The sequence below is a fragment of the Natronorubrum amylolyticum genome (assembly GCF_052040145.1).
Taxonomy (GTDB): Archaea; Halobacteriota; Halobacteria; order Halobacteriales; family Natrialbaceae; genus Natronorubrum.
Map to the genome: position 1 here is coordinate 16,217 of NZ_JBPPFW010000006.1, position 22,870 is coordinate 39,086.

Consider the following 22,870-nt stretch of genomic DNA (forward strand, 5'->3'; position numbering starts at 1 on the left):
TGTCCTGACACCCTGAGACTCCTTACGGTGGCTTCGAGAGCGTTCCGAGGACGGCCGGTTCGTTCGCACCCGTGACCGAGGGCAGCGATCCGGCCCGTTCGGTTCGGAACAGTGCCGCGAGCAGGCCGAACAGGACGGCTTCGCGGAAGTCGGGATCGATTCCGTGCGCTCGGCTCGTCTCGACGGGACACGGCAGCCGACTGCCGAGCCGCGAGCAAAGCGTCTCGTTCCACGCGCCGCCGCCGGAAACGATCACGCGTTCGGGGTCGAACTCGACGTGGCGTTCGTACGCGTCCGCGATCGAATCGCTCGTCAGCGCGGTGACCGTCGCAACGAGGTCGCGTTCCGCGAGGTCTCGGCGTCGCGCCCGCTCGAGCACCTCGTCGGCGTACGCGTTTCCGTACCGTTCCCTCCCGGTTGATTTCGGCGGGTCGCGCTCGAAAAACGGATCGTCGAGCAACGATGCGAGCAGTTCGCCGTCGACGTCGCCGGCTGCTGCCAGCTGTCCGCCTTCGTCGAAGCGCCGATCGCCGTCCGTGACCGATTCGACCACTGCGTCGATGACCATGTTCCCGGGTCCGGTGTCGAAGGCCGTCACCGCCTCTCGCGTTCCTCCGCCCGGCAGGACGGTGCAGTTCCCGATCCCGCCGATGTTCTGAACGATTCGCCCCTCCGATTCGTCGCCGAACTGGATCCAATCGAGGAGCGGCGAGAGCGGTGCGCCGTGGCCGCCGGCCGCGATATCCGCACGACGAAAATCGGCGACGGTAGCGATTCCCGTCTCGGTTGCGATCACGCTCTCGTCGCCGATCTGAAGCGTCGTTCGCGTGGTGCCGAGTTTCCCGGGGAGCGCCGCCAGCTCGGGTGCGTGCCACACCGTCTGGCCGTGGCTCCCGATCAGATCCACGGTTTCCGGGGTAGTGTTCGCTTTCGAGAGGAGCGTCTTCACCGCCCGGGCGAACCGCCGACCCACGGCGATGTCGGCTCGAGCCAGCTCGTCGATCGTCGTCGTCTCGGCACAGACCGTCTCGAGGTACGAACGGAACCGTGGCTCGTACTCGTCGGTGATCGCCGCTTCCGTCTCGATCGTCGCTTCCGTGAGCGGTGCGTCCGGATCCGGAAGCTCGATTCGACAGAGGGCCGCGTCCACCCCGTCGAGGGACGTACCGGACATCAGTCCGATGGTTCGATACGAAGTCACGTCTGCGTTAACGAAGAGCAGTGTCAAAACGATACTGGACGAATCGACGCGTCTGCGACGCTTATCGGAGACTCGTCGGCGGGCTGCCGCGTGGGGACCGGTCGCCGAGGAGCACGTCGACGAGTGCGCTCAGATTTCCGGGCGACGGATCGTACGTCGTCAGGAACGTCTCGGCGGTCGGCACGTGGTGGCTATCGTACGGATTCGTGAGCGACACGACGACGGGCGAGTGGCCGGCTTCGATCACGGTTTCGACGGCGTCTCGCTGTTCCGGGTTCCGCGCGACGTCTGCGGTACAGCACAGCACCTGGGCCCCTGCCGGAATAGCCGTTCCATCGACAGCCGAGGCGTCGCCGATCTCGAGCAGCGTGACCTCGAGTCCGCGTTCCTCGAGCGTCGATCGGAGAACGGCCGACGCCGACTGGGTTTCGGCCGCTGGCGAGCCGCCAGTTGTCCGCGGAGCGACGACGTACAACTGTTCGTCGGCGTCGATCTGCCGCTCGTCGAGCCGACCCCGAAGCAGCGTCACCGACGCGTGCGAGATATCACGAACTGCAGATAGCTCGCGCTCCGAGAGTGGTGAGCAATCACCACTACTGGCTGCGTCTGCCGGTCGAAGGTCGCGTCGGTCTTTGAGTTCGAGAATCCGGTTGACCGAGTCGTCGATCCGTGTTTCGGAGAGCGCTCCGCTTTCGACGGCCTCGATCACGGCGTCGATCGCACTGCGCTGTCGGTCGGCCGAGTGCGAGACCAGCACGACGTCGGCACCGGCTCTGATGGCTTCGACGGCCCCTCGTTCGGTCCCGACCGTCTCGGTAATCGCGTTCATCTCCATGCAGTCGGTGATGAGCACGCCCGAAAATCCGAGCCGGTCTCGCAAGAGGTCGGTGAGAACGGCCGGTGACAGCGTCGCGGGCTTCGTCTCCGAGCCGGTGATCGCCGGGAACGCCACGTGTGCGGTCATGATCGAATCGATACCCGACTCGATCGCCCGGACGAACGGTCGAAACTCGACCCGCGCTAATCGGTCTTCGTCCGCGTCCACGATCGGAAGTTCGACGTGAGAGTCCGTCGCGGTGTCGCCGTGTCCCGGAAAGTGTTTCCCGCAGGCGACGACGGACTCGGACTGTAACGCCTCGAGGTACCGGCTGCCGAACGCGGCTACCGTGTCCGGATCCTCGCCGTACGAGCGAACGCCGATCACCGGGTTCGCCGGATTGTTGTTCACGTCGAGGACCGGCGCGAGGTTGAAGTTGATCCCGACGCTTCGGAGTTGACGCGCCGTAATTTTCGCGACGGTCGCCGCCGCGGACGGCTCTCCGGTCGCCCCGACCGCCATCTGTCCGGGTACGTCGGTGTAGTAGGGGAGCCGGCGGACCGTCCCCCCTTCCTGATCGACGGAGAGAAACAGGGGAATCTCGGCGCCGCCCTCGAGTGCGCTTCGCTGCAGCGACCGAGAGAGCGTCCGCGTCTGTTCGGGCGTCTCGAGATTGCGCGAAAAGTAGATGACGCCGCCGACGTGGTACTCCCGTATCAGCGACTCGAGTTCGGCCGTCGGCTCCGGTCCCGGAAAACCGACGTGAAACAGCTGTCCGACTTTCTGCTCGAGCGAGAGCGAGTCCACCCCGATCATTGGTACAGCACGTACTCGTCGGTGACGTCGGCGAACGCCGCCCGGTCTTCGGCCCACTGCCGGTCGAGCCGGTCGTACACGTCGTCGGCGTTCTCCGCGGGGTCCACGTCGGTGATCGTCTCCCGAAGCGACGGTCCGCCGCCGAGTTTGTCGATGAAGTAGTCCCCGTTCGACTCGACCCAGTCAGTCTCGGGATACAGTTGAAACGCCGTAATCAGCATCTTCATTCCGATTTCGACGGGCGAGATCTCGTTTCGGTCCATCACGTGAACCTGGACGCCTTCGACGTCCTGGCGTTCGTGTTTCGAGAACATCGGGGTAAAGTAGGCGGGCCGGAACGCCCCGCCAGCGATCTCGAGATCGTTGAGGGTGGCGGCCCACTCTTCGGCATCGACCCAAGTCGCGCCGAGCAACTCGAACGGCTTCGTCGTCCCGCGCCCCTCGGACAGCGTCGTCCCCTCGAACAGACAGGTTCCGGGATAGATCGTCGCGGTATCGAGGGTCGGCATGTTCGGCGACGGCGGAACCCAGGCGTGCTCGATTTCGTCGTACCAGGTGTCTCGCGTCCAGCCGTCGAGTTCGACGACCTCCAGGTCGGCCTCGAGTCCGAATTCGCCGTTGAAGTACCGAGCTAACTCGCCGACGGTCAGGCCGTGCGTGATCGGTAGACGGCGGCCGCCGACGAACGATTCGTGCTCCGTCGGAACTCGATTTCCGTCGATGCCGAGGGGGGCGATCGGGTTCGGTCGATCGAGGACGACGAACGAGGTGTCAGTCTCGCTGACACCCGCAAGCGCGTATGCGAGCGTGTAGATCAGCGTGTAAAATCGGCAGCCGATATCCTGCATATCGTAGATGACCGTGTCGAGATCGGCGACCATGTCGGGATCGAGCCGCCGGTTGTCTCCGTACAGGCTCGTAACGGGAATTCCCGTCCGTTCGTCGACGCTATCGGCGACTTTGACGCCGGCCTGCTCGTTTCCACGAATGCCGTGTTCCGGCCCGAACAGCCGGACGAGTTCGACGCTGTCGTGGTTATAGAGTGTATCAATCGTTGGAACGAGGGCCGAATCGACCCCGGACGGATTCGTGATGAGGCCGATTCGGTCTCCCTCGACCGCTTCTAGGTCTGTCTCTACTAACGTCTCGATGCCCACGCGAACCATAGTCTCGGTTACCGAGGGCGAGATTATAAATATGTGGGTGGCTGCCAATTCCTGACCCGGTCTCTCACCCGATGCGTGGCATCACGTCGTTCGCGATGGCGTCGATCGTTCGCCGTGGATCGCCGACCTTCGAGACGAGAATCACGCGGTCGACGCCGGCGGCATGGAGCCGTTCGATCGTCGGAATCAGCTCGGTCGCGTCGTCCGTGACGTTGTTCAGCTCGCGCAACTCCGCATCGGAGACGTCGGACAGGTGGTCTCGTGCGATCGTCTGAATCTCCCGCGGATCCGCGGTCCCGAGCTCTTCGTGCGGCGTGTACTCGCCCTTCGATCTGAGTTCGTCGACGAGGGCGGCAGGGTCGCCGACGTGTGCAGACAGCTGGACGGAAATCGTTCCGCCGCCGGCGTCGTCGCCCTCGCGTTCAGACATACCAGCGTCGAACGCCGGTTTCAGCGTCTCCTCGATCAGGTCGGCGTCGCCCGCCGTGATGAGATTGCCGGCGTACCTCCCGGCACACGTCGCGGATTGGGGCCCCCAGGCGGCCCAGTGAAGGGGGATGTTCGACCGGGGCTTCGTGTACAGTTTCATATCGTCGTACTGGTAGTGGGTACCCTCGTGGGAGACGTACTCGTTGCTGTCCCAGAGCGTCTCCATCAGATCCAGGGACTCGATGAGCATTCCCGCGAGCGTTCCCCAGTCGGGCCAGTCGTCGTCGTAGAATCGCGCCTCGTTGAGCGCTTCGCCGGTTCCGGCGCCGAACTCCAAGCGACCTGGGTAGGCGTTGTCGATGGTGGCCAGTGCCTGTGCCAACACCGGCGGCTCGTATCTGATCGTCGGACAGCTCACGCACGTTCCGATAGTGACGTCCGGCACCCGCTCGGCGAGGGAACCGAGCCACGGCAGGACGTGGTGTGTGTACGGTCGGTTGTCGAGCCAGGGAACGAAGTGATCGCCGATCCAGATCCCGTCGAAGCCCGCGTCTGCCGCGTATTCGGCCAGTTCGAGATCGTCCCCGGGAGAGCGAAAGCAACCTGCGACGTTGTAGTGCCACTCCATTGGTACGTATTCACAAGTTCACCGGACCATACTAAAACCTTCCTGCGATCGACCGATCTCCGCTCAAAACCGAACGTGCCGGCTCCGCTCACACCATTTTCGTCCGTGCGTTGCCGTCCGTCCGCGCCCGCCTTCTCACGTGACCGTCGTCGTTCCGTGTGGCGCGATCCAGTCGAGTTGGGTCTCCGTCAAGAGCGCGTGGTTGTAGACGAACACGTCACCATCGATTCGCGAATCCACGCGATCGAAGAGCCGATCCCACTGCTCGCGCCCGTCGACGATCGCCGGATCGAGTGTCAGCCCTGCGTCGACCGAGTGCTCGAGCGACTCGTCACAGGCCGTCAGGCGCGCATCGATCTCGTCGAGATCGTCCGTATAGCAGAGGACCGTCACGTCGTCGACGTACGCGTCGAGCAGTTCGGGGGTGACGCCGCTCGGCCAGAGCGTCGACGGCGTGTAGCCGCCGCCGTCCGCGAGGTAGTACGACAGTCGAACGTCGCCGCTGGCGACGGCGAGGGCCTCGAGTTGCGCCCCGACGACGGCTTCGCGGAACGCGAACAGATCCGCGAGGACGGGTTCGTCCGAGACCAGTTGCGACAACGGCGGCATCTCGGCGGCGGTCGTAAGATATCGATCACAGCAGTCGGCGACCGCCGCTTCGGCCGCCTCGAGGTCGACGATATCACGCGTTTGCGCCTCGTGCTGACAGGCGTCGCAGAAACACTGCGAGGCGAGAAACTCGGCTGCGCGGTCCGTGATGACGTTGTCTTTGTGGTGACCGTACGCGGTTCCGTGTCCGTGAACGACGCTCGGAAATCCGAGCGATTCGAGGTCGATCCGGTCGATATCGTACTGTGCCAGGTTACGAACCAGTCCGGCGAAGTAGCGCCTGACGTTCGGATTGGACGGACAGAGCGCGTGGTCGTGTGCGTCCCCGAACGCGTCTTCGATGCGGTAGGCGGGCCACTCGCTCGCTAATCTGGTCCCGTGGTAACAGACGAGCCACGCGTCGACGGCGATTCCGTGATCGCGCGCCGTCGTCACGAGATTTCCAAAGGCGTCGGGGCGGCGGTGAATCTCGTTCGGTGGTGGTTCGATCGTCGTCTGTTCGAAGTAGCGCTCCTCGGGGTCGAACAGGCAGCCACCGGGAAACGTGTAGAATCCGAGGGCGTCGTCTTTCGGATCGAACGTACGGACTGAGTGATAGTGTGCAGCGACCTTGAGGTGATCGATGCCGGCCGCTGCTAGCGCATCCACCGCAGTTTCGCGATCCGAATCCGCGAAACTCCATGGATAGGTCCACAAACCAGTCATTGAAGACACTTGTCTGGCAACAAATAAAACTCTTTTCCACAGACGGACGTCAGTCGGTCGGCCGTCGCTCTACTCGGTGTGTGGGATCGTGGCACGATCCCGACGTTTATGCCGATTCGGCTGCACAGTTCGGGTATGCGACGGTACGAAACGACGTTCTCGGACGGAACCTTCTTCCTCGAGACGGGCGACGATTGGATCGAAGTCGGAACGGAGGAGGCGCTCCTCGAGTTGCTCGGGGAGACCTACTCCATCGAGTACTCCGAGAAGGAACGGGCGAGTCCGTGGCTCGAGACGGACGACGAGGGGGTGTTGACGGTGGACGTTCGGGAGACGCTCTCGGAGCTGACGTTTCGGAAGGAGTTCGTCGAACAGATCGCCGACTGCGAATTGTCGGCCACGACCGAGGACGGTGTGCCGGTCCGGACCGCCGTCTTCGCGGACATGATACAGTCGATCTGGGAGGCGAAGGGGAACGTAGACGAATAGGACGAGTACGAATCGACTCGGAGCGGTTCGGACGGACGCTGTGAAACCCGAACGGCCGCTCGGGGCGTCGAGTTCGACGGCGTATATTTATTAGCCGTCTCCGTGAACACCGCTCACGGATGCAACCGATAACGACGGACGACGCACCGGAGAGCATCGGCCCGTTCTCGCAGGGGATCCGAGACGGGGATCGAATTTACGTCTCGGGCCAGGGTCCGGTCGATCCCGACACCGGTGAGATCATCGACGGCGATATCGCGGCACAGACTGAGCGAACACTCGAGAACATCGAGGCGGTCCTTCGAGCGGCGGACGCGTCGATCGACGACGCGGTCAAAGTCACCGTGTTCGTCCAAGATATGAATGATTATGACGCGATCAACGAGGTGTACGGGAGCTACGTGAGCGAGCCGTACCCGGCCCGCAGCGCCGTGCAGGTCGAGGATCTGCCGATCGACATCGGCGTCGAGATCGAAGTCGTCGCGTCGGCGTGAGTCGCCGGACCTGACGATCTCTCGCCCCGACCGCAGGGACGGCCAGCCCGTTTCACGAACGCTTTTGTAGATGTACCGAGAGTCACCGGTCGTGATTGGTGATCAGCTCACACACCCGAGTTCGTGGTTTAGTAAGACGGCCGAAGAGATTCGCGAAATCGGTGACGCCGACGGATCGATCCTGCTCGTCCCGATCGGAAGCGTCGAACAGCACGGGACTCACCTCCCCGTCGGCACCGATACGTTGCTGGCCTCGGCGGTCGCGATGCGGGGTGCCTCGCTCGTGTCCGATCTCCCGGTCGTCGTCGTCCCCCCGATCTGGAGCGGCTACTCGCCACACCACCTCCACTTCGGCGGCACGCTCACGCTGTCGTTCGAGACCGCGCTCGCCGCCGTCACCGATATCGTCTCGAGTGCTCTCGAAAACGGCTTCGATTCGGTCCTCCTGGTCAACGGCCACGGCGGCAACGGCCCGCTCGTCGGCGCGGCCGTCAGCGAAATCGGGGCTGCCCATCCCGACGTCGAAGCCACCGGAATCACGTACTTTTCGCTGGCGGAGCCGTTCGTCGACGACGTTCGCGACAGCGACGCGGGCGGGATGGCTCACGGCGGCGAGTTCGAGACGTCGTTGATGCTTCACTGCTATCCCGAACTGGTCCGCGAGGACGGGCGGAGTGAAGCGACGCCACTCGACGAGCCCTACGAGCACGGCGACGACGACCTGATTGAACCCGGTCCGCTCTCGGTGTACCGCCCGTTCGAGGCGTACTCGTCGTCGGGTTCGATCGGCGACCCGGACCTCGCAACCGCGGAGAAAGGACGCGAACTCTTCGACCGGCTCGGCGTCGAACTCGAGTCGATCCTCCGTGCGGTGGCCGAGCACGTTCGAACGGAGTAACGGGAATTCGAGGCGATAGACGGTGTTTCGTACGCCCACCTTGTGGTCGAAGCCATCATCCCCAATAAAATATCGACCGCCGTCTCAGCCCAGTTACGGACGACTCGACGAACTTTCGGTGGCGTTCACGCGCGTTACTGCAGGGTTTCCTCGGCGACCTCGTGGTGGCGGCGAAACCCTTCGGCGAACGCGACGCCCGCTTTCGTTCCGAGCACCTGTGCCTGCGCCCGAACGCTCTCGATCAGATTGTCGAACTCGGCGTCGATCCCGCCGTGTTCCTCGAGGAATTCGACCTGCGACTCGTGGTGGCTGATCGCGTCCTCTTTTTGCTCCTGATAGTCGGTGGTATCGATATACAAGTCCGGTTCGAACTCGGCAGTTGCCTTTCCGAAGAAGTAGACGTTCTCCGGGTCGTGAGCGGAGTGTTCCGTCTCGACCATCGGGAGCGACGCCATGTAGTACGCGTCCGTTACGAGCAGCGACGTCTCGCGATGATCGGGATGCATATCGTCGTCGTGGTGCGTGACGATCAGCTCCGGTTCGTACTCGCGGATCGTATCGACGATCTCGAGTCGGTTCTCGAGGGTGTTCTCGATGCGGCCGTCTTCGAATCCGAGGAACGTACAATCACAGCCGAGCGCTTCGGCTGACCGCGTCGCTTCCGCTCGTCGGACGGCTGCGATTTCCGCTTCCGTGGTATCGAAGCCGCCGTACTCGCCGGCCGTCAGGTGGGCGATCGTCACGGTATCGCCTCGGTCGGCGTGCTTGGCGAGCGTTCCGCCACAGAAGATGTCGGCATCGTCGGGATGTGCCACTAACGCGAGTACACGCATACTGTTCACAATTCACTCATCGCTATTAAATCCGGACGGTCCGCTCGGCTGGCCAGTCGATCGCCCGTCGCCCCTATTCTTATCTATCGGGTACCCGTACGGTTCCGGCATGACGGATTCGGTCTACGACGAGATCGGCGTACCGACTGTGATCAACGCGACGGGGACGAAAACGCGGATCGGCGGCAGCCGAATCAGACCGGAGGCGGCCGAGGCGATGCGCGAAGCCGCGGCCGGCTTCGCCCGGATCTCGGATCTGCAGACACGCGCCTCGGAGCTCATCCAGGACGTTACGGGTGCTGAAGCCGGCTACGTCTGCTCGGGCGCCAGTGCGTGTCTCACGCTGTCTGCAGCCGCGACGATCGCGGGCACCGATCTCGACGCGATGGCACACCTCCCGGAAACCAACGGACTCGCGGACGAAATCGTGATTCCCCGCACACATCGGACCGGATACGATCACGCGTACCGCGTCGCCGGTGCGACGATCGTCGACGTCGGAACGAACGACGCGCATCTCGGCACGGGGGCGGTAAACACCGAACCCTGGGAGATCGAACGCGCGATTACGGACGAGACTGCCGCCGTCGGCTACGTACAGAAGTCGTACACCACGCCGCCGCTCGAGGATGTCGTCGACGTGGCACACGAACACGACGTCCCGGTGATCGTCGATGCCGCGGCGGAGGTACCGCCCGTCGACAACTTCGAACGGTTCGTCGATGCCGGTGCCGACCTCGTCGCGTTCAGCGGCGGAAAGGCGATCCGCGGACCGCAGACGACGGGGATCCTCGCCGGGCGGGCGGATCTCGTTCGATCGGTCGCAGCGCAACACCTCGACATGCACGCGGCCGAAGCGGTCTGGACCCCACCGGCGGAACTGATCGATGTCGACGAACTCGGCGGCGTCCCCAGACAGGGGATCGGTCGCGGCATGAAAGTCGGGAAGGAGGAACTCGTCGGCGTGATCACGGCGCTCGAGTCCTTCCTCGAGGAGGATCACGACGCGAACGCGTCGGCGTGGCGCGGTCGCGCCGAGACGATCGCGGCCGACCTCGCTGAACTCGCGGGTATCGAAACGACGCTCACCGCTGCAGAAAAAACGTCAGTCGCGCCCGAGGTCGTCGTCTCCGTTGACGAGAGTATTGCCGATGCGACAGCTACCGACGCCGTCCGTGGTCTTCGCGAAGAGCGCCCGCGTATCTACGTTGGCGCCGATGATCTCCATCGAAACGCGTTCACGATCAATCCGATGTGTCTGACTGATAACGAAGCGACGTACGTCCTCGAGCGGATTCGGAGCTATTTCTGAGCGGACGGGACGAGAACTGTCGAGGGCTCACAGTTCGAACTGTCGTCCGCGTTCGCCGGAGTCGATTTCACGACGCGACCTACGGCCGGAGCACGGCTTTGATGACACCATCGTCACGGTTCGTCACCGTGTCGAGTGCGGATTCGTACTCGGCGAGATCGAACTCGTGCGTGACGATTCCGTCGACGGACAGGTCGCCGCGGCGGAACAACGCCGCGACGTCGTCGACGGCGTGTGCGGCAGTGACCCCGCCGACGACCTCGAGCTCCTTCGCGACGATATCGTTCGGATCGATCGCGCGACTGCCGTCGAAGACGCCGGTCAGGACGACGGAGCCGCGCTTCTTCGTCGCTTTCAGACACGTGTTCACGACGTCGCCAGCACCGGCGGTCTCGACGCAGAGATCGACGCCTTCACCGTCGGTATACTCGAGCAGCGCCTCGACTGGGTCGGTGTCGTGAACGTGTATCGTCTCCGTCGCACCGTACCGTTCACCAACCCGCAATCGCTCGTCCCGCGTCCCGGTCAGTACGATGTCTTCGACGCCCTGTGCGCGGAGGAGTTGAACCCCGAACAGTCCGAGCGATCCCGGTCCTAACACGGCTGCCGTATCGGTGAACGTCGTTTCGACTCGGCTCAGGGCGTGTAGCGTACAGCCGGCAGAGTCGATCTGCGTCGCTTCGACGTCGGAGATATCGTCCTCGAGCGGCCGAAGCGTTTCGGCGGGGAACGACGCGTACTCGCAATACCCGCCGTCGATGGTAAACCCGATCTCTTTCAGTTCGTCACACTGGTAGTACCGACCCGTTCGACACGGCGTACAGCCGCCACAGTAGATGAATCCGTGGAGGGAGACGCGCTCTCCGACCTCGAGCGAGTCGACGCCCGACCCGAGTTCGACGACCTCCGCACACACCTCGTGACCCGGGACCAACGGATACCGCGTCCACGGTGGTCCCTCCCCGTGAATCAGTCCGATATCGCTCCCGCAGATACCGACGGCTCGAATACGGACGAGCGCTTCACCGGCAGCCGGTTTGGGTCGATCACGCGTTTCCTCCCAGACGGTGTTACTCCCGTCGGTAACAATCGCTCTCATCAGTACACTGCTGAGTGCGCGCCGTCAAAAAACATTCTCTCCGATCTGAACAAGTGACTCGTTCGAATCGGATGTAGTGTTCACATGTGCTGTCACACTCTAGTGTGGGTGGACTGTCCCGACAATCCTCGAGGCCGTCGCCTCAAGACCGGTCTGTGTAGGGGGCTGAACAACGAAATAAACGAAGCTTAGTTTTCAATATTGAGTTGTATATTATGCCGAGAACGCAGTCGCACCGTTCAGGGGCTATTCATGAAATATAATAATATCATTAATTCCACGATAGTATCTGGAACGAGACATTATCGATGGTGAATGTGGACTTTTGATGGCTATAAGACGATGATCGAATGCGTATAAGGATAAAACCGACCATCATGTGAGTTATGCCAACTCTTTCCTGCCTGTTCGACTGGTATCAAAAGCCACTCGCCTGACTCTGGATCAGCGCCGGAGCACTGTCAGAACTCAGACTCTCAGGGCGAATTACGGGCGTATCAGCAACAGCATAACAGGGATCGAATCGTGCCATCAATCGATTTCATGAGTTTCATAATAACTCTCAAACTGACTAGTCAGTCCTAACCATCTGCATTCAGGGGAGTGTCGAAACGATTCTTGCAACTCAAAACTGTATCTTTGAATAGAAACTAATTACAAGTTTCCTCCCTCTCCCCTCTGGCCGGTACTCGTATTGAGGTGAGTCGGTTCAGCGCGTACTCGGAAAGCGCCTCCTTCGCTTCGTCACTCCGTTCGAAATCGACGTTCCCACCGCGGCCCGGCGCGACTCGAGAGCACCACCCCGACCACACCGAACCCGACCCCCGCAACGCCGAGTACGAGCGCAACGGTCCCAGACGGCGGCACGACGACAAATCCGGCGACGAGCGTCGGCACGAGCGCGACCCCCACACCGACGGTGAACATCGTGAACCGAACGGCGTCGAAGAGGAACTCGTTGGGATCGAAGCCGGCGATGTAGACGGTCAGGCCGTAGTAGTACAGCGCGTAGCCCGCGAGCAAGAGAGCGCCGACGACTGCATCCAGCACCGTCGCCTCGAACCAGATCACGGCCGCCAGGTACGGCACCGCGACCGTCGGCGCGCCGACGAGGACGAACGCGATCCGTTTCGCGCGGAAGACGTCTTCGATCGAGACGGGGTAGGTGAGGTAGGCCTCGAGCGAGTCGAACTGCGTCAGCCAGTTGTACGTGGTGAAGGCGGTCAGCCCGAGCACGCCGCCGAAGAAGATCCCCGGCGCGGGCGCGATGCCGGTGATCGAGTCGACGACGCCGACGAGGGCGGCCACGAGCGCGAACAAAATCGCCGCGGAGACGAACGGCTTCGCGACGCCGCCCGACGAGCGCGCCAGATCGAGTAGCGTCTTCGAGACGAGTGCGCTGCGGTTGTCCGCCCCCAGCGGTAGCGAATCGCTGAGCCGTGCGAACCGGTCGCCGGCAGTCCGCGAGGGTCGGCCGTAGGTCGGGTCGTACAGCGCGAGCGATGCTACGCCGACGAGAACCGTCCCGGCGGCCAACCCGAGCGCACCGCCGAGCGAGCCCTCGATCGGCACGAACAGGGTCCAGCCGTCTCGAGCGGTTCCCGTCAGCCACGATCCGCCCGCGACGACGACGATCGTTCCGGCGATTGCCCACGTCGGCACACCCCGCGTCCGAACCGCGATCATCGCGACGGTCAGCGCCATGCCGGCCGCGAACGACAGCGATAGCGAGAGCCACAGCGTGCCGATGGCAACCGGTGCGGCGGCCGCCTCCCCGACGAGGACCGCGTTGGCGAGCGCCATCGGGAGCACGAACGCGACCGCGTAGAACAGCGCGTCTTTCACGAGGAAGATGCCCAGCAACCGGCGTCGGGACAACGGCAGCGTCGTCGCCGTCGAGAGAACGAGTGAGAGTCGACCGAAGACGTTCTCGAGCATGTCCGACCCGGCGAAGCCGGCCGTTCCGCTGTAGAGGCCGAAGCCGAGTGCGAGGACGTGCAGCCCCGTCACGATCGTTCCGTCGGCGGTTCCGGTCTCGAGCAGCGCGACCGTCGCGCCGACGGTGAGGGCGGCGATGACGACCGGAAAGAGTACGAATCGCCAGCCGCCGAACAGCTGCGTGTGCAGCCGCCACTCCTCGCGGAGGAGGAGCGCGAACAGACGCCACGTCGTCGATCGCGGTGAGCGCGAGGCCGTACTCATTGTTCCGGCTCAGCCTCCAGGCGCTCGAGGGACGGCGCGTCGCGCACGTCGGCGCCCTCGACGCGCTCGAGGAACACCTCGAGCAGCGATTCGTCGTCGCCGATACTGTCGCCGCGGCCATCGCGGCCAGCGACGTCACCACCGTCACCGCCATCACTGCCGTCGAGCGATTGCTCCGTCACGATCTGCCCGTCGGCGACGATGCCGACGCGGGTACAGATCTCTTCTGCGACGTCGATGTTGTGCGTCGAGACGAAGACGGCGTTGTCACCGGCGGCGTAGGAGACGAGGAACCGCTTGACCTGCTCTTGAACCAGCGGATCGAGGTTCGCCAGCGGCTCGTCGATGAAGACCACGTCGGGTTCGTGAACGAACGCCTGTGTGATCATCACTTTCTGCTGTTGACCCCGCGAGAGGTCCGTATGAAGCGTGTCGAGCTTGCTCTCGAAGCCGAGTCGGTCGGCCCAGACGTCGGTCTGCGTCGCGACTCGATCGGGCTCGAGCCCGCGGACATCGCCGACGAAGTCGAGGAACTCCCGCGGCGTCAGAAAGCTCGGCGGCGATCCCTGTTCGGGCAAGATCCCGACCCGGTGTCGCGTCTCGATCGGCTCGACAGTCGGATCGGTCTCGAGGACCTGCACCCTTCCCGCATCCGGCCGGAGCTGACCGGTCAGGACGCCGATCGTAGTCGTCTTCCCGGCACCGTTCGGCCCGAGAAAGCCGTACAGCTCGCCCCGCTCGACGGAGAACGACAGTCCGTCCACTGCGTCGACATCCCCGTACGATTTCACCAGTCCGTCGACCTGTATGACACCCATCGGCTGCGTGATCGTTCACAGTACCCGATAATAATTGTGCTGGCGACGACTGTTGCGGGCGTTGACCGGTAGCGAATCGCTGGACTGCATCGCATCGACTGACGCCGTTCCCCGTCAGAAGACGCCGTTACTCCGTCAGCAGCAGGACGGGGAGCATGATCGCGACGCCGAGGACGATTCCGACGACCAGTTCTCGGCGACCGCCGCCTCGAAGCTCCGCGCCGTGATCCAGTGCTTCTGGAAAGATGTCGTGGAGCACGAGGTAGATCATCGCCCCCGCGGCGAAACCGAAGCCGAAGGGGAGAAACTCGCGGGCGACGCTGACGAACACGAACGCGACTCCCGCGCCGATCGGCTGTGGAATACTCGAGAAGACCGCCCAGCCGAAAATCTTCCAGTTCGGGAGCCCGTACGTATGCAGCGGGATCGCGACGGCGAGCCCCTCCGGAATGTTCTGGATCGAGATCGCCACCGTGATGAAGACCGCCAGCGCCGGCACCGCGAGTCCCGCGACGACGAGGTCGCCGTCGACGCCCAGATCGGCGAACGCCACCCCGAGAGCGACCCCCTCCGGGAAGCTGTGGACGGTCAGAATGCCGACGATGAGGACGAGTTTTCGGAAGTCAGCGTCGGGGATCTCTCGCGGCTGGAACTCGTAGTCGGAGATGAGTCGATCGGCGACGATCACGAGTCCGACGCCGACGAGGAGGCCGGTTCCGACCTGGGTTAGCGTGCCCTCCTCGAGCCCCTCGACGACGAACCCGAACAACGAGGCGAACAGCATGATGCCGCCCGCGAGCCCCCACAGGACGACGGTCACCCGATCGCTGATATCGTCGACGAAAAAGAACGGGAGAGTACCCAACCCGCAGACTACGGCTGTGAATATTCCGGCGGCGAGTACGAGTCCAAGGCCTTCGACAACCATACTATCTCTCGCTGTCAGAACACATTACGGTTGTCGATTCAGCGGGTAGACGCATCGACAGCCCACTTCACTCCGTAGCTGACGACTGCCCGCTCTTCGCATCATCTGACGACCGTCACCGGGGCCGTTGCGCGGCGGACAACGCGTTCGGCGACGCTCCCTAGCAGGACGCGCGAGACGCCGGACCGACCGTGGCTCCCGATGATGATCCCGTCGACGTCGTGTTCGTCGGCGAACTCGACGATGCCTCGAGCGGCCGGTCCGCCGATGGTTTCGGTCGTGATCGTCACGTCGTGCTCACTAGCGAACTCCCGCGCGCGCTCGAACAGCGCCTCGGCTTTCTCCTCCTCGATTTCGAGGGCCCGTTCGACGTTGTACGCCGTGTCGCCCCCGTACATCGCCATCGACGGATCGACGACGTGCAACACGGTGATGGTCGCGTCGGGAAACGTCTCAAGGGCGTGTTCGAGCGCCGCGCGCGCCGGTTCGGAGTCGTCCATCGGAACGAGTAGGTGCATAGCTACCGGTTCGACGACTGGCCATATATAAGACGGGTGACAGTCCCAGACTGTGGAAATACCTCCCCGACAGATCGGGAGCGAAGACGACCGTGGAGCACGCCCTCGAGTGAGCCCTCACTCAGAACTCCGTGCCGCGTCGCGCCCGCTGGCCGTCGTCGATCGGGTGTTTCACCTTCCGAACGTTGGTGATCAGGTCGGCTCGCTCCTCGAGATACGTCGGTTCGGCGTGGCTCCCCGAGAGCACAAGCTCGAGATCGGCCGGCTTCGCGTCGATGAGGCCGTAGATATCGTTTTCGCTGAGCAAGCCCCGATCCGCGGCATAGAGCACTTCGTCCAGAATCAGCATGTGGACTCCGTCTTCAGGGGGCCCGTCGAGATCGATCGACGAACCCAGATCGACCCCGCCCGCCGCCTCGAGCAACTCGCGGGCGCGCTCGAGGCCGGCCTGGGCCTGGGCCGCGTGATCGGCCTCGTCGCTGCCGTCGGCCATGCCATGCCAGCCGTAGTGGCCGAGGTTCTCGTAGCTGATTCCGGGGAGTGCGGCCATCGCGTTGTACTCGCCGCGGACGGCCTCGACGCTCGAGGCGCCGCCTTTCATGAACTGGAGCATGTGGACGCGGTAGCCGTGGCCCGCGGCGCGCATTCCCATGCCGAGCGTGGCCGTCGTCTTTCCCTTTCCGTCGCCCCACCAGATCTGGACGAGACCGAACTCCTCGGGCGCGGCGGGCTCGATGGTCTCGGCTTCGGGACTCCGACCCCGCCCCGGCGTGTTTTCGACCGTCGACTCCGACGGGTGATCGTCGCTCATACGGTGTCCGTCGGCCCGGGCGCATATGTAGGTAAGCACATCGGGCGATCGACGTCGGGCGATCGACGGCGGACGAAACGGGGGCGGCGGTATCGACCAAACGTGTCTTTAGGCTTCGCTCCTAACGTGGTCGCAGTTATGCCACTCGAGTTCTCGTCGTCCGGCGACACGCCCGGTCTCGAGCGCATCATCGGCGTGTTGGACGACGCTGACTGTCGGGAGATCATCTCGCTGCTCGAGGCGCCGAAGACAGTCCCGGAAATCGCGGACGAGGCCGAGTTGCCGCTCTCGACGACCTACCGCAAACTCGATCGGCTGACCGAAGCCGACCTCGTCGAGGAGACGGTCGGCGTGCGACAGGGCCGCCACCACAAGTCGCGGTACGTAGCGAACTTCGACCGGATCGCGATCAGCCTCGACTCGGATCGCGAACTCCGCGTCGACGTCGACCGATCGAACGACCAGTCGCTCGGCATCTGGTCGAACGCGACGGAGAAATTCTAACGATCTCGATCGATCCCTTCGTCCAGTTACCTCCTCAATCTCCGTTCTGAGTCGATCGCTGGTCCCGCTCTCGACTCGCCGCTTCGGACAGCTAGCGATCGGAGCGAGACTCGTCGCCGGAGTCGACGTCGGGTTCAATCTCGGTCGCCGTCGCGGACGGCTCGGTCTCGCCGCCGATGTCTTGACCTTCCTTGATCGCCTGGGCCTCCGCCTCCATCGCTTCGACGTCCATCTCGGTCTGCTCGATCTCGCCGATGATCTCGGCGATGTCGTCGAGCCCGATTAGCTCGCGCGTCTCCTCGTCGAAATCGAGACTCTCGAGGTCGGTTCCGTCCGTTCTGACGTCGCTTCCCGAGAGGTGTTTGCCGTAGCGGCCGACCATCGAGGTGAGCTCTTGGGGCATGACGAACGTCGTCGACTCGCTCTGGCCGATCTCCTCGAGCGTTTGCATCCCCTTGTCGATGATGGCGCGTTCGCCCATCGATTCGGCGGATTTCGCGCGCAGGACCGTCGAGATCGAGTCACCCTGCGCTTCGAGAATCTGGCTCTGCTTTTCACCCTGTGCGCGGATGATCTCGCTCTGTTTGGCCCCTTCGGCCTTCTCGACGGCGCTGCGGCGTTCACCTTGGGCCTCGAGGATCATGGCGCGGCGTTTGCGCTCCGCGGAGGTCTGCTGTTCCATCGCCCCCTTGACGCCCTGGGACGGCGTCACCTCGCGGACCTCGACGCTCTCGACGCGGATCCCCCACTCGTCGGTGGGCTCGTCGAGTTCCTGGCGGATCCGCTCGTTGATCATCTCTCGGCGGCTGAGCGTGTCGTCGAGTTCCATGTCACCGATGACGGCGCGCAGCGTCGTCTGAGCGAGATTCGAGACCGCCCGCTCGTAGTTCTCGACCTCGAGGAACGCGCGTTTGGCGTCCATCACCCGGATGTAGATGACGGCGTCGGCCGTCACCGGGGAGTTGTCCCGCGTGATCGCTTCCTGACTCGGGACGTCGATCGTCTGGGTCCGCATGTCGAAGGTGTAGACCCGCGAGACGAACGGCGGGACGATATTCAGTCCCGGTTCGAGCAGTTTGCGGTACTCTCCGAAGACGGTCAGTGCGCCCCTGTCGTAGGCGTCGACGATTTCGACCATCTGCCAGACGGTGATGACGACGAGCAGGAGGACGACGACTCCCGCGGTCAGCATCGGATCGCCGAGTTGCAGGGGCCCGAGTGACAGGAGGTTCATTGTGCATAACAGGGGCGCTGGCCCAATAACCATTGGGTTGCGTTAGCGTCCGTTTAGTTACGAACCATTGATACAAACGGTCTACACGAGGAGTTGGACATCGGATTCGGCCATGTGCTGCAGCGCGGTCGCTGCGCCCACGCCTGTCGTCACATCGTCGTAGAAGTCGTCTTCGGCGTACTCCATCAACTCGATCGTCATCTGACAGGCCTGTAGATCGACGCCGGTTTCCAACGAAAGGTCGATCAGTTCCTCGATGGTGGCCGTCCCGTTCTCGTCGATTTTCTTCTGCATCATCTTGGTGGCCATCGCGTCCATCCCCGGGAGCGCGGCGAGCGCGTTCGGCAGCGGCATGTTGGGATTGCCGACGGCGCTCAGCTTGAGGTTCTTCGATTTCTCTTCGTGGAGGATATCGAGTCCCCAGAACGTGTGGAAGACGACGACGTCCCAGCCGAAAGCGGCGGCCGTGCTCGCAAGGATCAACGGCGGATACGCCATATCGAAACTCCCCTGTGTGGCGATGATCGTCAGCTTTTGCTGGTCCTCGCTGGTCTCGAGATCGGCCAGGGCCCCTTCGAGTTCCTCGACGCGCTCGCGGAGCGCCCGTAGCTCTGCGACGTCGATCTCGCTCTCGCTCCCAGCGCTTTCGGCCGCCGACGGGAGATCGTCAGTACTCATGTTAGGCCGTTTTCTTCACGTAGTGGACGTACAGCTCGTAGTTCTCGACCTGGTCGAGTAGCTCGACGCCCTCGGTCCCCTGCGCCCAGCCTTGCATGTCGCTCATACTTCCCGAATCGGTCGAGAGGACTTCCAACACCGTACCGTCCTCGAGGCCGTCGATAGCTTGCTTGGTTTTGATAATGGGCATCGGGCAGGACTGTCCTTTCACGTCGAGCGTCTCCGAAACGGTGTATTCCGAACTCATGATCTATTTGTGTGCTCTGTATTGGAGCTAACGCACAATATTATGTGGCGCTATAAAAGAACATCGGTTATTGCACACTACACGAACATCCGCTGTAGCCATTTATTGCTGAAGAGCGGCTATCACTCCTTCAAACGAGCTTTGTCCGACAGACTGTGAATTCCTCCTCCCTTCCATATTGTGTGAATGTGGAAATACCATACAAAACCTTATGTGACCGCGGCCGATAGTGGGGAGTATCCCACATGAGCGAGATGGACCTTCCAACGCCGAACGTCGAGGTTGAAGCCGTGACGCCGGCCGAGCTGAAGAACCGAATCGACGCAGGAGCGGAACGCACGATTCTCGACGTCCGTATGGAATCGGAGTACGAGACGTGGCGTATCGACGGCGAATCCGTCGATTCGATCAACGTTCCCTACTTCGAGTTCCTCGAGGACGATATCGACGCGCACGTTCTCCAGAAAATACCCGACGATCGCGAGATTACCGTTCTCTGTGCAAAAGGTGGTGCCAGCGAATACGTCGCTGGGCGACTCGCAGAACGCGGCTACGACGTCGACCACCTCGAGGAGGGGATGAACGGCTGGGCGCGCATCTACGAGGCCGTCGAGGTCGAGGGCTACGACGGTTTGGGGACGCTGCTCCAGTACCAGCGTCCGTCCTCGGGCTGTCTCGGCTACCTCGTCTTCCACGATGGCGAGGCGGCCGTGATAGACCCGTTGCGGGCCTTTACCGACCGCTATCTCGAGGACACCGCACAACTCCGTTCTTCGAGCCTTGCCTCGCACACTCGGCAGGACGCCGCTGAACTCGGCGTCGACCTAAAGTACGCCATCGACACGCACATCCACGCGGACCACATCTCGGGCGTCCGCACCCTCGTCGAGGAAGGTGTCGAGGGCGTCATTCCGGAGGCATCGGTCGATCGCGGCGTCACCGACGCTGACGAGATGACGCTGGCCGCGGACGGTGACGAGTTTCAGGTCGGGGACGTCACTGTCGAGGCGATCTCTACCCCCGGACACACCTCCGGGATGACGTCGTACCTGATCGACGGGGCGCTGCTCGCAACCGGCGACGGTCTCTTCGTCGAGAGTGTCGCCCGGCCCGATCTGGAGGAGGGAGACGACGGCGCCCCCGAGGCCGCCAGACAACTTTACGAGTCGCTCCAGGAACGCGTGCGCTCGTTACCCGACGACGTGCTCGTCGGCGGCTCCCACTTCAGCGACGCGGCCGAACCAGCCGAAGACGGGTCCTACACGGCACCCATCGGCCGGCTCGAAGAAACGATGGCCGCGCTGACGATGGACGAAGACGCGTTCGTCGAACTGATCCTCTCGGAGATGCCGCCCCGACCGGCCAACTACGAGGAGATCATCCGGATCAACCTCGGCCAGCAGGAGACGGACGACGAGGCGGCGTTCGAACTCGAACTCGGCCCGAACAACTGCGCCGCCAGCCGGGACTCGCTGGCCGATGACTGAACGTCCCCGTATCCAGTCGAATGACAACTGAGCTTATCGATCCGACGCTGTACGAGTCGCTCTTTCCCGAGGGTATCTCGCGGTACGCCATCGGGGGGTTGTTCGTCGGCCTCGGCGTAGCTGTCATCTACCTCGGCACCGGCATCACCGCCGGTGCGAGCACGTTCCTCGAGTCGACGCTGACGTACGTCTCCGACCGATCGCGATTTCAGCGGTACCGCGCGTCGCGCGATTGGCGCGTCGTGTTCACGCTCGGAATCGTTCTCGGAGCGGCGGTCTACGCCGTCATCTGGCAGGGCGAGGCGTGGACGACGGACGTTCAGCCCTGGCGGCTGCTTCTCGGAGGCATCCTCGTCGGGATCGGCACTCGAGTCGGCAAAGGCTGTACGTCGGGCCACGGTGTCTGCGGCGTCGGCTCGGCCTCGAAGACGTCGATCGTCGGCGTGGTGACGTTTCTGGCGGTCGCGATCGGCACGGCCCAGCTGATACAGGCACTGGGGGTGACGCCGTAACGTGAGTCGAGATCGCCACCCACTGTTCGTGCCGCTGATCTTCGTCGGCGGTGTGCTCTTCGGCTTCGGTCTCGGTTTCAGTCATATGGCCCGCCCCGAGGTCGTGCTGAACTTTCTCCAGTTCGAGGACTTCGGGCTGTTGTTCGTGATGTTCGGCGCGGCGATCGTCTCCGGTCTCGCTTTCGCGTCGATACCCCAGTTGCGCGACCGTTCTCCACTCTCCGGGGAAACGTACGGACGCCGGCTGAAGTCGCTTGACCGAAACGTTCTGATCGGCGGCGGCATCTTCGGTGTCGGCTGGGGACTCTCGGGAATCTGTCCCGGCGCGGCGTACGCGAGTCTCGGCGTCGGTAACGTCACTATCCTGTGGGCGCTCGTCGGCATGTTCGTCGGCGCGTACGTCCAGGGTTTCTGGCGTAGCCGTCGAGCCGCGTCCGGCTCCGCGCCGACGAGTGCGGACTGATCCGATCGTACGCGCCGACACTGCTCTGATTCGGCGGCCGTCGATTACGCCGTCCGTTCTGGCGGTACGAGCAGCACGTTTCCGTTCGCTCGAGCCACGACGTCCTCGGAGACGCTGCCGAGAAGCAGTCGGCGCAGCCGGCTGTGGCCCCTCGAGCCGATGAGGATCGCCGTCGGTTCGTGGGCCGCTTCGGCAGCGAGAATTTCCTCTGCGGGATCACCTTGACGGATTTCGGTTCGGGTCTCGATGTCCCACTCCTCGAGCCGTCCAGCGAGTTCTGTCAGTCGCGATTCGGAATCCTCCCCCTCCCCGAGTCCGGGATCTTTCGGTGTCTCGACGTGGACCAGTGTGGACTCCTGGGTAGCGTGGCGGAGGTACTGGAACGCTTCGAAGGCCTGATCGGCGTTTCGGGAGAAATCGGTCGCGTAGAGCACTCGCCGAAACAGGTGTTCTCGGAGAACGGATGGCTCCTCGGTCTCGCGTTCGATCCGGTTGACCAGTAGCGGCACGACCGTCGTTCGAGCGAGATTTCGCGCCGTCGAGCCGATGACGCGGTTCTCGAGCGGACTCTTCCCGCGCGAGCCGACGATCGTCAAACTCGCTCCGACCGTTTCTGCGACCCCGTTGATCCGACGGTGTGGCGTCCCGCGGACGACGTGGGTTTCGACGTCGAACCCGGCGTCCTCGATGACGCGTCGGTAGCGCTCGAGCGCGCGTCGGCGTCGCGTTTCGAAGTCGATTCCCGGCATCCCCGCGTGGACGTTCGACGGGATTACCGTCACCAGGTGGAGTTCGTCGACACCAATCCGGCCCAGACAGTCGAGACACGTTTCGCTCTCGATCGTCGCCTCACTCGCCGCCGACAGATCTGTCGCACAGACCGCTTTCATACCTGGCGTAGGGACGCGCGGTATAATATTGTTTGGAATATTCAATATTGGGGCGAGTTCGGACGGTAAAACACCACGACGG

General features: G+C 63.2%; 24 protein-coding genes. 8 read left to right on the forward strand and 16 right to left on the reverse strand.

All coding sequences use genetic code 11. From position 1 onward, the window contains the following. Nucleotides 1-22 precede the first annotated feature (22 nt). The 5 genes from ACSFDB_RS19425 to ACSFDB_RS19445 all read right to left on the reverse strand — a co-directional run bounded on the left by ACSFDB_RS19425 (nt 23) and on the right by ACSFDB_RS19445 (nt 6,371). Nucleotides 23-1,201, reverse strand: a complete 1,179-nt coding sequence (locus tag ACSFDB_RS19425) for an anhydro-N-acetylmuramic acid kinase (RefSeq protein WP_440772557.1) — start codon at nt 1,199-1,201, stop codon at nt 23-25. Nucleotides 1,202-1,262: 61 nt separating this feature from the next. Then, a complete protein-coding gene (gene nagZ / locus ACSFDB_RS19430) occupies nt 1,263-2,834 on the reverse strand; it encodes a beta-N-acetylhexosaminidase (RefSeq protein WP_440772558.1) in 1,572 nt (523 codons plus the stop codon). Further along, nucleotides 2,831-4,000, reverse strand: a complete 1,170-nt coding sequence (locus ACSFDB_RS19435; protein ID WP_440772559.1) for an exo-beta-N-acetylmuramidase NamZ family protein — start codon at nt 3,998-4,000, stop codon at nt 2,831-2,833. The genes nagZ and ACSFDB_RS19435 overlap by 4 nt, the downstream gene beginning before the upstream one ends. A gap of 64 nt (nt 4,001-4,064) precedes the next feature. Continuing rightward, a complete protein-coding gene (locus tag ACSFDB_RS19440; RefSeq protein ID WP_440772560.1) occupies nt 4,065-5,057 on the reverse strand; it encodes an LLM class flavin-dependent oxidoreductase in 993 nt (330 codons plus the stop codon). A gap of 135 nt (nt 5,058-5,192) precedes the next feature. Continuing rightward, complete coding sequence (locus tag ACSFDB_RS19445; RefSeq protein ID WP_440772561.1) at nt 5,193-6,371, reverse strand: hypothetical protein; 1,179 nt, start codon at nt 6,369-6,371, stop codon at nt 5,193-5,195. A gap of 135 nt (nt 6,372-6,506) precedes the next feature. On the opposite strand from ACSFDB_RS19445, the gene ACSFDB_RS19450 reads away from it, so the two are divergent. From ACSFDB_RS19450 to ACSFDB_RS19460, 3 genes are all read left to right on the forward strand, one after another. Continuing rightward, nucleotides 6,507-6,860: a hypothetical protein gene (locus ACSFDB_RS19450; RefSeq protein WP_440772562.1), complete on the forward strand. Its 354-nt coding sequence runs from the start codon at nt 6,507-6,509 to the stop codon at nt 6,858-6,860. A 119-nt stretch (nt 6,861-6,979) separates the two neighbouring features. Then, a complete protein-coding gene (locus ACSFDB_RS19455) occupies nt 6,980-7,354 on the forward strand; it encodes a Rid family detoxifying hydrolase (RefSeq protein ID WP_440772563.1) in 375 nt (124 codons plus the stop codon). A 94-nt stretch (nt 7,355-7,448) separates the two neighbouring features. After that, nucleotides 7,449-8,252, forward strand: a complete 804-nt coding sequence (locus ACSFDB_RS19460) for a creatininase family protein (RefSeq protein ID WP_440772723.1) — start codon at nt 7,449-7,451, stop codon at nt 8,250-8,252. Nucleotides 8,253-8,386: 134 nt separating this feature from the next. On the opposite strand, the gene ACSFDB_RS19465 is transcribed toward ACSFDB_RS19460, so the two are convergent. Next, the gene (locus ACSFDB_RS19465) at nt 8,387-9,085 is read right to left on the reverse strand and encodes a PIG-L deacetylase family protein (protein WP_440772564.1); all 699 of its coding nucleotides are present in this window, start codon (nt 9,083-9,085) and stop codon (nt 8,387-8,389) included. A 109-nt stretch (nt 9,086-9,194) separates the two neighbouring features. On the opposite strand from ACSFDB_RS19465, the gene ACSFDB_RS19470 reads away from it, so the two are divergent. Next, on the forward strand, nt 9,195-10,397 hold the full coding sequence (locus ACSFDB_RS19470; protein WP_440772565.1) for an aminotransferase class V-fold PLP-dependent enzyme: 1,203 nt from the start codon (nt 9,195-9,197) through the stop codon (nt 10,395-10,397). A gap of 79 nt (nt 10,398-10,476) precedes the next feature. Here ACSFDB_RS19470 and ACSFDB_RS19475 read toward each other — a convergent pair whose 3' ends face one another. From ACSFDB_RS19475 to ACSFDB_RS19500, 6 genes are all read right to left on the reverse strand, one after another. Then, on the reverse strand, nt 10,477-11,496 hold the full coding sequence (locus tag ACSFDB_RS19475; RefSeq protein ID WP_440772566.1) for a zinc-dependent alcohol dehydrogenase: 1,020 nt from the start codon (nt 11,494-11,496) through the stop codon (nt 10,477-10,479). 744 nt (nt 11,497-12,240) lie between these two features. Beyond that, nucleotides 12,241-13,698, reverse strand: coding sequence for a hypothetical protein (locus ACSFDB_RS19480; RefSeq protein ID WP_440772567.1), 1,458 nt, complete (start codon nt 13,696-13,698; stop codon nt 12,241-12,243). Continuing rightward, the gene (locus ACSFDB_RS19485; RefSeq protein WP_440772568.1) at nt 13,695-14,516 is read right to left on the reverse strand and encodes an ABC transporter ATP-binding protein; all 822 of its coding nucleotides are present in this window, start codon (nt 14,514-14,516) and stop codon (nt 13,695-13,697) included. The genes ACSFDB_RS19480 and ACSFDB_RS19485 overlap by 4 nt, the downstream gene beginning before the upstream one ends. Nucleotides 14,517-14,643: 127 nt before the next feature. Beyond that, nucleotides 14,644-15,444: a ZIP family metal transporter gene (locus ACSFDB_RS19490; RefSeq protein ID WP_440772569.1), complete on the reverse strand. Its 801-nt coding sequence runs from the start codon at nt 15,442-15,444 to the stop codon at nt 14,644-14,646. A gap of 101 nt (nt 15,445-15,545) precedes the next feature. Then, nucleotides 15,546-15,962, reverse strand: coding sequence for a universal stress protein (locus ACSFDB_RS19495; RefSeq protein ID WP_440772570.1), 417 nt, complete (start codon nt 15,960-15,962; stop codon nt 15,546-15,548). A 121-nt stretch (nt 15,963-16,083) separates the two neighbouring features. Then, nucleotides 16,084-16,773 carry a cob(I)yrinic acid a,c-diamide adenosyltransferase gene (locus tag ACSFDB_RS19500; RefSeq protein WP_440772571.1) on the reverse strand — a complete coding sequence of 230 codons (690 nt, stop codon included), beginning with the start codon at nt 16,771-16,773 and terminating at the stop codon, nt 16,084-16,086. Between the two features lie 138 nt (nt 16,774-16,911). On the opposite strand from ACSFDB_RS19500, the gene ACSFDB_RS19505 reads away from it, so the two are divergent. Continuing rightward, nucleotides 16,912-17,277 (forward strand): winged helix-turn-helix domain-containing protein, encoded by a 366-nt coding sequence (locus ACSFDB_RS19505; RefSeq protein ID WP_090311675.1) that lies wholly within the window; start codon nt 16,912-16,914, stop codon nt 17,275-17,277. A gap of 91 nt (nt 17,278-17,368) precedes the next feature. Here ACSFDB_RS19505 and ACSFDB_RS19510 read toward each other — a convergent pair whose 3' ends face one another. The 3 genes from ACSFDB_RS19510 to ACSFDB_RS19520 form a co-directional block, all read right to left on the reverse strand. After that, nucleotides 17,369-18,511 (reverse strand): SPFH domain-containing protein, encoded by a 1,143-nt coding sequence (locus ACSFDB_RS19510; protein ID WP_440772572.1) that lies wholly within the window; start codon nt 18,509-18,511, stop codon nt 17,369-17,371. Between the two features lie 81 nt (nt 18,512-18,592). After that, on the reverse strand, nt 18,593-19,189 hold the full coding sequence (locus tag ACSFDB_RS19515; RefSeq protein WP_440772573.1) for a DsrE/DsrF/DrsH-like family protein: 597 nt from the start codon (nt 19,187-19,189) through the stop codon (nt 18,593-18,595). 1 nt (nt 19,190) lies between these two features. Then, nucleotides 19,191-19,436: a sulfurtransferase TusA family protein gene (locus ACSFDB_RS19520; RefSeq protein ID WP_440772574.1), complete on the reverse strand. Its 246-nt coding sequence runs from the start codon at nt 19,434-19,436 to the stop codon at nt 19,191-19,193. Nucleotides 19,437-19,681: 245 nt separating this feature from the next. Here ACSFDB_RS19520 and ACSFDB_RS19525 point away from each other — a divergent pair, with 245 nt between their 5' ends. From ACSFDB_RS19525 to ACSFDB_RS19535, 3 genes are read left to right on the forward strand one after another with little or no spacing between them, the layout of a single operon-like run. Next, nucleotides 19,682-20,923, forward strand: a complete 1,242-nt coding sequence (locus tag ACSFDB_RS19525; RefSeq protein WP_440772575.1) for an MBL fold metallo-hydrolase — start codon at nt 19,682-19,684, stop codon at nt 20,921-20,923. 20 nt (nt 20,924-20,943) lie between these two features. After that, entirely contained in the window at nt 20,944-21,435 is a 492-nt protein-coding gene (locus ACSFDB_RS19530; protein ID WP_440772576.1) for a YeeE/YedE family protein, read from the forward strand. 1 nt (nt 21,436) lies between these two features. Continuing rightward, a complete protein-coding gene (locus ACSFDB_RS19535; protein WP_440772577.1) occupies nt 21,437-21,898 on the forward strand; it encodes a DUF6691 family protein in 462 nt (153 codons plus the stop codon). 44 nt (nt 21,899-21,942) lie between these two features. Here ACSFDB_RS19535 and ACSFDB_RS19540 read toward each other — a convergent pair whose 3' ends face one another. Continuing rightward, a complete protein-coding gene (locus tag ACSFDB_RS19540; protein ID WP_440772578.1) occupies nt 21,943-22,788 on the reverse strand; it encodes a universal stress protein in 846 nt (281 codons plus the stop codon). Nucleotides 22,789-22,870 lie beyond the last annotated feature (82 nt).

Bases quoted from the DNA above. Each gene is read 5' to 3' on its own strand.
- ACSFDB_RS19515 (WP_440772573.1), bottom strand. From the start codon at position 19,189: ATGAGTACTGACGATCTCCCGTCGGCGGCCGAAAGCGCTGGGAGCGAG.
- nagZ (WP_440772558.1), bottom strand. From the start codon at position 2,834: ATGATCGGGGTGGACTCGCTCTCGCTCGAGCAGAAAGTCGGACAGCTG.
- ACSFDB_RS19480 (WP_440772567.1), bottom strand. From the start codon at position 13,698: ATGAGTACGGCCTCGCGCTCACCGCGATCGACGACGTGGCGTCTGTTC.
- ACSFDB_RS19450 (WP_440772562.1), top strand. From the start codon at position 6,507: ATGCGACGGTACGAAACGACGTTCTCGGACGGAACCTTCTTCCTCGAG.
- ACSFDB_RS19525 (WP_440772575.1), top strand. From the start codon at position 19,682: ATGAGCGAGATGGACCTTCCAACGCCGAACGTCGAGGTTGAAGCCGTG.
- ACSFDB_RS19540 (WP_440772578.1), bottom strand. From the start codon at position 22,788: ATGAAAGCGGTCTGTGCGACAGATCTGTCGGCGGCGAGTGAGGCGACG.
- ACSFDB_RS19530 (WP_440772576.1), top strand. From the start codon at position 20,944: ATGACAACTGAGCTTATCGATCCGACGCTGTACGAGTCGCTCTTTCCC.
- ACSFDB_RS19495 (WP_440772570.1), bottom strand. From the start codon at position 15,962: ATGCACCTACTCGTTCCGATGGACGACTCCGAACCGGCGCGCGCGGCG.
- ACSFDB_RS19475 (WP_440772566.1), bottom strand. From the start codon at position 11,496: ATGAGAGCGATTGTTACCGACGGGAGTAACACCGTCTGGGAGGAAACG.
- ACSFDB_RS19445 (WP_440772561.1), bottom strand. From the start codon at position 6,371: ATGACTGGTTTGTGGACCTATCCATGGAGTTTCGCGGATTCGGATCGC.
- ACSFDB_RS19435 (WP_440772559.1), bottom strand. From the start codon at position 4,000: ATGGTTCGCGTGGGCATCGAGACGTTAGTAGAGACAGACCTAGAAGCG.
- ACSFDB_RS19455 (WP_440772563.1), top strand. From the start codon at position 6,980: ATGCAACCGATAACGACGGACGACGCACCGGAGAGCATCGGCCCGTTC.
- ACSFDB_RS19520 (WP_440772574.1), bottom strand. From the start codon at position 19,436: ATGAGTTCGGAATACACCGTTTCGGAGACGCTCGACGTGAAAGGACAG.
- ACSFDB_RS19470 (WP_440772565.1), top strand. From the start codon at position 9,195: ATGACGGATTCGGTCTACGACGAGATCGGCGTACCGACTGTGATCAAC.
- ACSFDB_RS19440 (WP_440772560.1), bottom strand. From the start codon at position 5,057: ATGGAGTGGCACTACAACGTCGCAGGTTGCTTTCGCTCTCCCGGGGAC.
- ACSFDB_RS19510 (WP_440772572.1), bottom strand. From the start codon at position 18,511: ATGAACCTCCTGTCACTCGGGCCCCTGCAACTCGGCGATCCGATGCTG.
- ACSFDB_RS19505 (WP_090311675.1), top strand. From the start codon at position 16,912: ATGCCACTCGAGTTCTCGTCGTCCGGCGACACGCCCGGTCTCGAGCGC.
- ACSFDB_RS19465 (WP_440772564.1), bottom strand. From the start codon at position 9,085: ATGCGTGTACTCGCGTTAGTGGCACATCCCGACGATGCCGACATCTTC.
- ACSFDB_RS19500 (WP_440772571.1), bottom strand. From the start codon at position 16,773: ATGAGCGACGATCACCCGTCGGAGTCGACGGTCGAAAACACGCCGGGG.
- ACSFDB_RS19485 (WP_440772568.1), bottom strand. From the start codon at position 14,516: ATGGGTGTCATACAGGTCGACGGACTGGTGAAATCGTACGGGGATGTC.
- ACSFDB_RS19490 (WP_440772569.1), bottom strand. From the start codon at position 15,444: ATGGTTGTCGAAGGCCTTGGACTCGTACTCGCCGCCGGAATATTCACA.